Below are 11,386 nucleotides of genomic sequence, written 5' to 3'. Positions count from 1 at the left end.
TTGAAAAATAAATTTGATTTATTTTTTCCAAATCCTAACCTCAAAATACCTAAAGAACTTGTCCTCTTAGCGGGTGCAAAACTAACTACTTTTTTCGTCTCTCGCAAATTTATTTTTGATTATTTTTAACCTAAATAAATTTGATCTAAAAACAGTAATTTGTATGAACTTCGCCGTTGTTGCGGGTGCAAAAGTAACACTTCTTTTCACTTAAACAATACTTAATTCGTCCTTTTTTAAAAGTATTTTTTAAAGCTTTAATAGTCTGTGACTTAAACTTTATAATTTTTAAATTCAAATCCTTTCTTAGATTCAATTAACCACAATAATCCAATACACTCCAGTAAAAATACCATTTAGATACGTTTTCTAAATAGTAGCCCGTACTTTTCACCACTATAACCATGCATTTGCTATGCCTTTGCTATGCAGCTTCTATATATAAGGAGTTTTATATCTACTAAATGCAGAATTACAGATGCAAATAGCTTTTAAATCAAATTTACATTGCTTTAAATCAGTTGTTTAGAATAAAATAGACATGAGGGACATCAACTGAACCCTTCTTTATCCATTTCTACTCCTATAAATAAGATTCATTTTATGAACAGTCATTTACTAGTTTAAGCAGTCGCTTGTAAATTTAAGATAGATTCTTTTGCTAGAATGAACAAACGATGCACGTGAAAGGATGTTTTACATTTTTCTATAAGCTCATTCTAACTGCGTGTTTACCTTTTAAACTTTTTTACAAAATTCCCAATCTCACTCAAGCCGCAACCCTCAAGGTGTTTTATGAACGCACTTCCAACGATTCCACCTTTTGCATATTGGCATGCCTGTGAAAATGTATCTTGATCGTGAATTCCGAAACCGATTAATTGTGGGCTTTTAAGTTTCATGCTTTGAATTCTTCGAAAGTAATTTTCCTGTTCCATTCCAAAACCTACACTATTTCCTGTAACACTTGCGGAACTTACCGTATAAATAAAACCTTCCGAAACAGTATCGATTAATTTAATTCTCTCTTCGGAAGTTTGTGGTGTAATAAGTAGCACATTAATCAAACTATACTTTTCAAAAAGCGCTTTGTATTCTTGAACGTAAATCTCAAGAGGTAAGTCGGGAATGATTAGCCCATCAATTCCTACCTCAGCACATTTGTGACAAAATTGCTCAACACCATACTGAATAATTGGATTGAAGTAGCCCATTATAATGAGTGGGATTTTTACAGTACTCCTTATTTGTTTCAATTGATTAAAAAGTACTTCTGTTGACATTCCGTTTTGCAATGCAATTGTCGCACTGTTTTGAATAGTTGGCCCATCAGCTAAAGGATCACTGAACGGCAAACCAATTTCTATAAGATCGACCCCACTGTTTTCTAGTTTCTGAATAATTCCAACCGTATCGTTTAAATTAGGATAACCGGCTGAAAAATAAATGGACAAAATATTTTCTTTGTCCTGTAATTTTTGATTGATTCGATTCATCGTTTGTATGTGTATTTGACCAGTATGTTCACTCCTACATATAAGGACTCCGATAATGGCACTTTATTACCTTCTTATAATTTGAAATAGTCGATGTAGGTTTGTAAATCTTTATCGCCTCTACCCGATAAATTTACTACCACGACCTCCTCTTCATTGAACTTCATGACATCTAACGCTGCAAAGGCATGTGCACTTTCGATTGCAGGAATGATTCCCTCCATTTTTGACAGCGCCAATCCAGCATTCATCGCGTCTTCATCTGTAATCGAAATGAATTGTGCTCTTTTTGAAGCAAACAGATGGGCATGCATCGGGCCTACACCTGGATAATCCAATCCGGCAGATATGGAATAGGGTTCCGTAATTTGACCATCATCCGTTTGCATCAATAACGTTTTGCTTCCGTGAATGATTCCTATTTTCCCTAAAGCAGATGTTGCCGCACTTTCTCCCGAATGTACTCCTAATCCTGCCGCTTCGACCGCTATTATTTTTACATCCGCATCGTCTAAAAAGTGATAATATGCTCCTGCTGCATTACTTCCGCCACCAACACAGGCGATTACATAGTCAGGACTTTCCTTACCTTCCTTTTCAAGAAGCTGCATTTTAATTTCACTGGAAATGACACTTTGAAAACGTGCAACCATGTCGGGATACGGATGTGGTCCTACCACAGAACCTATTATATAATAAGTGTCAACAGGATTATTTATCCAATCTCGGATTGCTTCGTTTGTCGCGTCTTTTAATGTTCTTGAGCCTGAAAGAGCTGGTCTCACTTCCGCACCAAGCATTTTCATTCGCGCTACATTTGGCGCTTGACGCTTGATGTCTACTTCGCCCATATATACAATACACTGCAAACCCATTAGCGCACAAACTGTTGCAGTTGCTACTCCATGTTGGCCCGCACCCGTTTCTGCAATAATTCTTGTTTTACCTAATCGTTTGGCCAAGAGAATTTGTCCAATGGTATTGTTGATTTTATGAGCGCCTGTATGGCACAAATCTTCTCGCTTCAGATAAATTTTTGCCTTATACTTTTCAGAAAGGTTTTTTGCATAGTATAAAGGAGTGGGACGCCCTACATAATCCTTTAGCAATTCATCAAATTCTTTTTGGAATTCTGGTTCTGCTGTTATCTTTAAATAGTTTTGACGTAATTTTTCTACATTGGGATACAGCATTTCAGGAATGTAAGCTCCCCCAAATTCACCATAATATCCTTTTTCGTTTACATGATAAGTCATTATAATTCGTTTTTATAGTTAACTGTGAAGCTTTCTAACAATTCTTCACATTGTTTTTTGTTTTTTAATCCTACTGAAATTTCAAGTTTACTGTTGCAATCAACCGCATGCAGCGGCAAATTTGTTTCTCTTAACTTCTGAATCGCTTTAACATCTTCCACTCCTATGCCGCCACTTAAGAAAAAAGGCTTTTGGGAATTGTACTGTTTTAAAATTTGCCAATCGAATTGCGTTCCATTTCCACCTGCCCACTTTCCCTTTGTATCTAACAGAAAGTAATCCGCTGTTTTTTCAAACGGCTGCAATTCTTCGAAGTCAAAATCAGTTCCAACTGAAAACACTTTGATTATTTTAATATCCCCATCCAAAACTTCTTTTAACTCCTTGCAGTATGTTACAGATTCGTTTCCGTGCAACTGAACCGCTTGCAATTCGTGTTGGCTCACAACTTTCAGTACGTTCTCAATCGTTTCTCCTACGAAAACACCTACCTTTTGAATTGACTTTGGCATTTCAGGAATTGCTCCTTGAAAATAGCGCGGTGAACTTTTCGCAAAAATGAATCCAAGATAAGTCGGTTTTAAAGCTGCAATTTCTACAATATTCTCTATCTCCCGCATGCCACAAATTTTTACTCCAATTGTTTTTGAAATTTCGATGGGTTTATTTTCTGTTTTCATCTTATCGTTGTTGCACTTTTTTTATAAAATCTGCGGCTGCTTGACCTGCATCTGTCGTTTTCATAAAAGTTTCTCCTACCAAAAATCCTTTAAACCCGTAGTGTTCCAAGTCGACAATATCTTCAACAGATGAAATTCCGCTTTCGGATATCTTTACAAATTCAGAAGGAATACGTGCTGAAAGCGCTTTACTGTTGTTTAAACTCACTTCAAAAGTGGCCAAGTTTCGATTGTTTACCCCAATCATATCTAACGACGGCATTAGGGATTTTTCTAATTCCTGCTCATTGTGAATTTCGAGAAGCACTTCTAGTCCTATGCTTTTGGCACATTTTGAAAAACTTTCGATCTCATTTCTTGTTAATACCGAAGCAATAAGTAAAATTAAATCGGCACCATTGGCTTTGGCTTCGATAATTTGGTATTCGTCAATGATGAATTCTTTTCGCAAAAGCGGAATAGCAGTCGACGCTCTTGCCAAAACCAAATCTTCAAGCGACCCTCCAAAATATTTCGCATCCGTTAACACAGAAATTCCCGCGGCACCGGCACTATCGTATCCTTTTATAACATCTTCCACCGAAAAACCATTGTTAATAATGGACTTCGAGGGAGAACGGCGTTTATGTTCTGCAATGATTCCACGCGTTCCTTCTCTTAAATTCGTACTCAATGAAACTGCTTGTCTTTCAAAAAAAACGGAAGCTTCTAATTGTTTCACCGGAATCACTGTTTTTTTAAGCAACACTTCTCTTCTCTTATCTGCAATTATCTTATCTAAAATTGTCATGCTTTCTTCTTTTTTATTTGCTCAATTCCTGTACTGTTTGCAACGCTTTTTTCGCCTTTCCGGAAAGGAGGCTTTCTTTAGCAAGTTCAAAACATTCTATCGGTGTGTCATTTGTGACTGTTGAAATTGCCATCGCAGCATTCGCACACACAACATTGTTTTGTGTCTCTGTTCCCTTTCCATTGATGATATTCAGAAATAAATCTGCTGATTCTTTCACTGTCGTTCCACCTTCTATATCCTTTTTAGAAACTATTGAAAGTCCAAAATCTGCTGGGTTAAAGATTCCTTCCTTATTATTTTTGATGATTTTTGTAGGTCCGGTCAATGAAATTTCATCGTATCCATCTAATGAATGCAAGATGCTGAAATTGATATTCGTGTTTTGATACAGATAAGCATACATTCTTGCAAGTTCTAAATTGAAAACGCCAACCAATTGATTCTGCGGAAACGACGGGTTTACCATTGGACCCAGCATGTTGAAAAATGTTTTTACAGCCAAATCTTTTCTAATTTTACCTACATTCTTCATGGCTGGATGAAAAAGTGGTGCATGTAAAATCGCGATTCCTGCTTGATCTACACATCGGTTCAGGTGGTCGTTGTCTGTTGAAAATTTAATCCCCAAGTTTTCCATGACGTTACTAGACCCTGAAATGGACGAGACCCCATAATTTCCGTGTTTTGCCACCTTAATTCCTGCACCTGCTGTTACAAAAGAAGCTAGCGTTGAGATGTTGAATGTGTCTTTTCCATCGCCACCTGTTCCACATAAATCGATGGTGTTGTGAGAAGAAAGATCAACTCGAATGCACATTTCAAGCAACGCTTCTCTAAAGCCTTGTAACTCATCAATGGAAATGCTTCGCATCATGTACACGGTTAGAAAAGATGCAATTTGATTTTCATTATAACTTCCGTGCGAAATATTGATTAAGACTTCACGTGCTTCCTCTTTTGTGAGCACTTCGTGATTTATGAGTCGGTTTAAGATTGTTTTCATGCGTATTTTTACTTTTTTGGCTCCTGCCTATTCTTTGAGTTCTCTTTTGAAATTGATCATTTAACTATTCAACCAATTTGCCAATATTTGTTTTCCATTTGGGGTCAACACACTTTCCGGGTGAAATTGAACTGCACGAACGTCAAATGTTCTGTGTCGCAACGCCATAATTTGACCCTGTTCGTCTAGAGCAGTTATTTCTAAATCTTCAGGAAGTGGCGTTTGAACGACCCAGGAATGGTAGCGACCGACTTCAAATTCATTTGGCAGACCTTGAAACAGGACCTCATCATCTACTGTCACTTTAATTTTTGTCGCGACACCGTGAAATACTTGCTCTAAATTAGTGAGTTGGCCTCCATAAACTTCTCCAATTGCTTGTTGTCCTAAACAAACGCCTAAAATGCTTTTCGTTGCTGCATATTTACGAATGACTTCTTTCAGCAAACCTGCTTCATCGGGAATTCCGGGACCTGGAGAAAGGATTATTTTATCAAAATCTTCCAGTTCCTCCAATTCAAATTCGTCGTTCCTCAACACGGTTACTTCCGCATCCATTCCTTCTAGATAGTGTACTAAATTGTACGTAAAGCTGTCGTAATTATCGATTACTACTATATTTTTCATGTGTTGTTTTCTTTATTAAATGGTTTCTGCCACATCGAGTGCTTTATTTAAAGCACGTAATTTATTGTACACTTCCTGCATTTCTGCTTCTTCGTCTGAACTTGCTACAATTCCGGCTCCTGCTTGTGAATGGAGTTGGTGATTTTTACTTAAAAAAGTACGAATCATGATTGCGTGGTTAAAGTTACCTTCAAAATCCATAAAGCCAATTGCTCCACCATAAAAATTCCGGTTGGTTTTTTCGTACTCTTCGATAAGTTGCATTGCTCTGTGTTTTGGGGCACCACTTAAAGTTCCGGCGGGAAAGGTATCTGCTACCACTTGCATCGTCGTTGCTTTTTCGTGTAAGCGAGCCGTTACTTTTGAAACCAAATGAATGACGTGCGAGAAAAACTGTACTTCTCTGTATTTTTCAATTGCTACTTGGCTGCCGTTTCTACTCAAATCATTTCGGGCTAAATCGACTAACATGACGTGTTCGCTGTTTTCCTTTTGATCTTCGGCTAATTTTTTTGCAAGGATTGCGTCTTGTTCGTCGTTTCCGGTTCTTTTAAATGTGCCTGCAATTGGATGAATTTCTGCTGTTCTGTCTTTGACAATAAGTTGAGCTTCGGGCGATGAACCAAAAATTTTAAAGTCGCCATAATCAAAAAAGAATAAATACGGAGAAGGGTTGATGCTTCGCAAAGCACGGTAAACGTTGAATTCATCTCCTTTAAATTCTTGCGTAAATCGTCTTGACAATACTAATTGAAAAACGTCTCCTCTGTGGCAGTGCTTTTTTGCTACTGCTACGTTGTTTTTGAATTCTGAATCTGTTAAGTTAGAATATCCTTCGCCTTCCCGTTTAAATTTATACGTCGCAATGTTTCGCGCTTGTAAAAGTTGTTCAATTTCTGTTGTATTGTCTCGCCCGTCTACACTGTGACAGAAAATATAAGCCTCATTCTTAAAATGATTGATGGCAATTGTATTTTGGTACACGTGGTATTGCACTTCAGGGATTGAAGTACTGTCGTCTTTTTTTGAAATCTGAATTTTTTCAAAATACCGTACTGCATCGTATGAAATGTAGCCAAACAATCCGTTTGAAATGAATTTAAACTCATTTTGATCGGTTGTAAATTGAGCAGCAAACTGCTGAATTACCTCAGCCACCTTTATTTTCTCGTCAATTGTCATTACTTCGCTACTTCCGTCCGGAAAAGAGGTCGTGCACATTTCATTTTCTATTTTAATAGAAGCGATAGGATTGCAACAGATGTAAGAAAAACTGTTATCGTTTGCATGGTAATCGCTACTTTCTAGCAAAATACTGTTTGGAAATTTATCGCGAATTTTAAGATAAACGCTTACAGGTGTAATCGTATCGGCAAGGATTTGCTTGTATTTAGTGGTGAGTTTAAATTTTTTCAAGAGAAATTATTTTGAAATTGATTAAAAATATAGCAACAAAAAAAAAGGCTTGTCGTTCTGACAAGCCTTTCTGTATATTGGTTCAAATACTACTATAGGAGCTTACTTCACGACGACTGACGTAAATTATTCCACCACCAAGTATTATTTAAAAGAGTGTACATGTTTTTTATTTGAAGCAAATATAGGAATGTAATTTTATTTGAACCCTTTTTTTAATAAAAAATTATATTTTGTTTTTACAAGATAAATCAATTACATCATTCCTTCTTCCCTGCAGTTTTTATTTTTAATAATTTTTCCGTGGATGGAACACGTTAACCACTTCTTGCAGATGTTTCCGGTCTAAATGCACATAGATTTCTGTGGTGGTAATGGATTCGTGTCCCAACATCATCTGAATTGAACGTAAGTCGGCACCGTTTTCTAATAAATGAGTGGCGAACGAATGCCGAAATGTATGTGGGCTGATTGTTTTTTGCAGATTAATGGCAACCGCCAATCGCTTTATAATAGTAAAAATCATGGCTCGAGTAAGTTTCTTGCCTCTTCGGTTCAGGAATAAGGTATCGCTGTCTTCTTTTTGAATATTTTGATGACATCTGACTTGGTCTCTATAAATGGATATGTATTTGTCAGTCACTTCAGCAATGGGAACAAATCGTTGCTTATTTCCTTTCCCCGTCACTTTAATAAAGCCCTCTTCAAAGAACAAATCGGAAATTTTAAGTTCCACTAATTCTGAAACGCGAAGTCCACAACCATAAAGTGTTTCTAAAATGGCGCGATTTCGTTCGCCTTCTTTTGAAGATAAATCAACCGCATCAATTAATTGGTCTATTTCCTCAATGGCTAATGTATCGGGTAATTTTCGTCCCAACCTTGGCGACTCGATTAATTCCAGCGGATTGTCCGAACGGTAATCTTCAAAAATCAGGTAGGAGAAAAAACTTTTTAAGCCAGAAATAATTCGCGCCTGCGATCGAGGATTGACTACTTTGGCAATTTCATAAATAAATTGCTGCAGTGTTTCTTCCTTAATAGTAAGGGGTGAAACGTCCACTTTCTTCTTTTCTAAAAAAAGCAACAAGCGTTCGATATCAAAACAATAGCTGTCGATCGTATTTTGGGACAAACCCCGTTCTATTTTCAAGTAAGATTGATAGCTCTTTATGTGTGCATTCCAATTCATAGTACAAAGAACGAAAATTAAAAGAATAAATAACAATTGATTATTCTTACTTTATAATTTAGATACCTATTTACAATAGCTGACTTTTGAGTAGTTGCAAATAAAAAAAGGGAACCTCTTTCGAAATTCCCTTTATCCTGTATTTTATAAAATTAAATTACAATTTGTAAATCATTCCAAAAGTGATTGCAGATAGATCTAAACCTACTTCAAAAGAATTTGTTTTTTCAGCTCCATCTCCACCGTTGTCGTTAGACGTATATCCTAATCCACCCCAAGTAGAAGTAAGTGCGATATTATTTGAAACGAAATAATGCAATCCAACTGGTACATTTACACCAATAATTTTAGACGTAAAGTCCGAACCAAATGCATCAACTTCAGTCTTAACCGAAGCATAAGAAATATTTCCTCCTATTGATAGAGAGAAATTATTAGCTGGTGTCCAGAAATACTTAACACCTGCATTAATACCAAAACCTGAATTTTTTACTTCAACGAAATTACCTCCAGTAAATTCATTACTAGTACCTGATACATATCCTAATGAACCTTCAAATGCAATATTCTCAGTTAACATATATCCTAATCCTGGCGCTACTGTAAACATATCTGACTTAAAGTCACCTGTTTTTTCAGTTGCGTAGTTTAAAGTTCCAGAAAGGTATAAATCTCCTTTAGCTAAACCTGCTGAACCTGAGTTCGCATCTTGTGCATTAGCAAAACCAAAAGCGAAAACTGCCGCTACAGATAAAATAATTTTTTTCATAATTGTTAAAATTTAAAATTCATGCCAAATTTATACGATTAAACTATACGTAAAATCTGACAAAATTGTAGTTATGAACAAAGTTATGAACAATACATACTGTTTTATTCCACTTCTTCTGACAAAAGAATTCGCAATTGTTACCTATCAGAACTATAAAGGACAAGTATTAGGTATTCGTATAATTCTAATTTTTATTTTAAATAAGATTAAACAACTGTTAGAGAAAAAGCAGGTAAAAATCAATTTTAAGGTACTTATTATAACAAATACGCATAATTACGTATTGTGCTTGTCGTTAATTATCACAATATTTGCTTCTGCAAATTATAGATAGTACTATTTTTTATCGTTTTTTAGTCTACTATGTATTAATTTCATACTAAAAATCTTAAAAATTTTAACATATTTTATTTCAAAATTTAAATACATTAATTATATTTGTCTAAACATTAAAACAATCAATCATGAAAAAATTATTTTTAGTAGCAATTGCTACTGTTGGATTTGCGTTCGCAGGAACTGCACAAGAAGGAAGATTTAAAGCTGGAGTTGATGTAGGTTTGCCAATGGGAGACATCGAAGATTCTGCTTCTTTCAACTTAGGTGCTAATGCTGCATATGTATGGAATGTTGGAGAAGGATTTGATGCAGGAATTGGTGTTAGTTATAATACTTATTTTGCAAAAGAGTACGATATAATGGGTACAACTTACAAAGCTGACAATGCAAATTTTTTACCTATTTACGGTACTGCAAACTATAGTTTTACAGAAAACATTTTTGCTGGGGCTGACTTGGGTTATGCTGTTGGATTGACAGACGGAATTGATGGTGGTTTTTACTACCAACCAAAAGTTGGATACCAAACAGAAATGTTTGAAGTATTTGTAGGTTATAAAGGACTTTCTTCTAAAGTAGACATGGGTGCGTTTGGTTCTGCAACTACCCTTTATTCATCGATAAACTTAGGATTTAACTACAAATTCTAATTCAGAATTGTAATTTAATACAGAATGTGGAGTTAATACTCCACATTTTTTTTGCACCAAACTTTCGGTAAGTGCTCTAGTTTCAGGAGATATATTTCGTACTTTTGCGTGGTAATTATTTAAACAAAAAACATGAAAAATTTATTCTTAGCTGCTGCATTTCTTTTACTGGGATTTACAGCTGTAAAAGCACAGTCTTTAAAATATGGCGCTAAAATTGGTGCCAACTTCTCCACTCTTGATGGAGGTGGAATAAACGGTGATAACCTTACTAGTTTTCACGTTGGAATTTTAGCAGAACTTAACTTATTAGAAAATGTTTCCATTCAACCGGAACTTCTTTATTCGTCTCAAGGAACTGAATATCAAAATGAAGATTACAAATTAGATTACCTTTCATTGCCTGTTCTTGCAAAATTTTACTTGATTAGTGATAAATTAAGTCTTGAAGCGGGTCCACAATTTTCATTCTTGGTTAACGATGATGTTCCAGAAACATTCCGTGCTAAAACTTTTGACTTTGCTGCTGTAGGTGGAATTGGATATAATCTAACTTCATTTATTTTTGTACAAGCGCGTTACGTTGTAGGTTTAACAGATACGTCAAAAGATGCTTCAGTGACCAATAAAGTAATTCAGCTTTCTGCAGGATTGCGTTTCTAAAGTACCTCCACATACAAAATTGAAAGCCGTTCCAAAAGAGCGGCTTTTTTTTGTATTTTTACTCAAAATCATATTTTATGAACATCATCATTATCAATGGACCAAATTTAAATTTGCTTGGAAAAAGAGAGCCCGAAGTGTACGGAAGCCATTCATTTGAAAGCTACTTTGACACACTTCGACAAAAATACATCAGTATCAACTTGCATTATTTTCAAAGTAATATTGAAGGCGAATTAATTGATAAACTACATGAAATTGGTTTTTCATACGATGGTGTTGTTTTAAATGCTGGAGCGTATACTCATACTTCTATCGCTATTGGTGACGCGATAAAAGCAATATCTACACCTGTAGTTGAAGTACATATTTCCAATACATTTTCGCGTGAAGAATTTCGTCATCAATCATTTATTGCTCCAAATGCGAAGGGAATCGTAACCGGTTTTGGTCTAAAAAGCTACGAACTTGCTCTATTTTCGTTTTTATAAAACCGCCA

The 11,386-nt window shown here is 35.7% G+C and carries 12 protein-coding genes; 3 read left to right on the top strand and 9 right to left on the bottom strand.

The window, feature by feature from the left end; all coding sequences use genetic code 11:
* Positions 1-731: 731 nt before the first annotated feature.
* The 9 genes from trpA to YWA_RS0114295 all read right to left on the bottom strand — a co-directional run bounded on the left by trpA (position 732) and on the right by YWA_RS0114295 (position 9,232).
* Positions 732-1,496, bottom strand: coding sequence for a tryptophan synthase subunit alpha (gene trpA, locus YWA_RS0114335; RefSeq protein WP_022829211.1), 765 nt, complete (start codon positions 1,494-1,496; stop codon positions 732-734).
* Positions 1,497-1,570: 74 nt separating this feature from the next.
* Entirely contained in the window at positions 1,571-2,752 is a 1,182-nt protein-coding gene (gene trpB / locus YWA_RS0114330; protein ID WP_022829210.1) for a tryptophan synthase subunit beta, read from the bottom strand.
* A complete protein-coding gene (locus YWA_RS0114325; RefSeq protein ID WP_022829209.1) occupies positions 2,752-3,432 on the bottom strand; it encodes a phosphoribosylanthranilate isomerase in 681 nt (226 codons plus the stop codon). The genes trpB and YWA_RS0114325 overlap by 1 nt, the downstream gene beginning before the upstream one ends.
* 1 nt (position 3,433) lies before the next feature.
* Positions 3,434-4,222, bottom strand: a complete 789-nt coding sequence (trpC, locus tag YWA_RS0114320; RefSeq protein WP_022829208.1) for an indole-3-glycerol phosphate synthase TrpC — start codon at positions 4,220-4,222, stop codon at positions 3,434-3,436.
* A 13-nt stretch (positions 4,223-4,235) separates the two neighbouring features.
* Positions 4,236-5,228: an anthranilate phosphoribosyltransferase gene (trpD, locus tag YWA_RS0114315; RefSeq protein WP_022829207.1), complete on the bottom strand. Its 993-nt coding sequence runs from the start codon at positions 5,226-5,228 to the stop codon at positions 4,236-4,238.
* A gap of 60 nt (positions 5,229-5,288) precedes the next feature.
* Complete coding sequence (locus YWA_RS0114310; protein ID WP_022829206.1) at positions 5,289-5,855, bottom strand: anthranilate synthase component II; 567 nt, start codon at positions 5,853-5,855, stop codon at positions 5,289-5,291.
* A 15-nt stretch (positions 5,856-5,870) separates the two neighbouring features.
* Entirely contained in the window at positions 5,871-7,271 is a 1,401-nt protein-coding gene (locus YWA_RS0114305; protein WP_022829205.1) for an anthranilate synthase component I family protein, read from the bottom strand.
* 289 nt (positions 7,272-7,560) lie between these two features.
* Positions 7,561-8,463, bottom strand: coding sequence for a site-specific tyrosine recombinase XerD (gene xerD, locus YWA_RS0114300; protein WP_022829204.1), 903 nt, complete (start codon positions 8,461-8,463; stop codon positions 7,561-7,563).
* 157 nt (positions 8,464-8,620) lie between these two features.
* Positions 8,621-9,232 carry an outer membrane beta-barrel protein gene (locus YWA_RS0114295; RefSeq protein WP_022829203.1) on the bottom strand — a complete coding sequence of 204 codons (612 nt, stop codon included), beginning with the start codon at positions 9,230-9,232 and terminating at the stop codon, positions 8,621-8,623.
* 467 nt (positions 9,233-9,699) lie between these two features.
* On the opposite strand from YWA_RS0114295, the gene YWA_RS0114285 reads away from it, so the two are divergent.
* From YWA_RS0114285 to aroQ, 3 genes are all read left to right on the top strand, one after another.
* Positions 9,700-10,224 (top strand): hypothetical protein, encoded by a 525-nt coding sequence (locus YWA_RS0114285; protein ID WP_022829201.1) that lies wholly within the window; start codon positions 9,700-9,702, stop codon positions 10,222-10,224.
* Between the two features lie 132 nt (positions 10,225-10,356).
* Positions 10,357-10,887 carry a porin family protein gene (locus tag YWA_RS0114280; RefSeq protein WP_022829200.1) on the top strand — a complete coding sequence of 177 codons (531 nt, stop codon included), beginning with the start codon at positions 10,357-10,359 and terminating at the stop codon, positions 10,885-10,887.
* Positions 10,888-10,964: 77 nt separating this feature from the next.
* Positions 10,965-11,378, top strand: a complete 414-nt coding sequence (gene aroQ / locus YWA_RS0114275; RefSeq protein ID WP_022829199.1) for a type II 3-dehydroquinate dehydratase — start codon at positions 10,965-10,967, stop codon at positions 11,376-11,378.
* The last annotated feature ends 8 nt before the right edge of the window (positions 11,379-11,386 follow it).

The sequence above is a fragment of the Flavobacterium antarcticum DSM 19726 genome (assembly GCF_000419685.1).
Lineage (GTDB): Bacteria > Bacteroidota > Bacteroidia > Flavobacteriales > Flavobacteriaceae > Flavobacterium > Flavobacterium antarcticum.
Note: the sequence above shows the minus strand (reverse complement) of the source record. Positions and strands in the feature narration are given on the sequence as shown.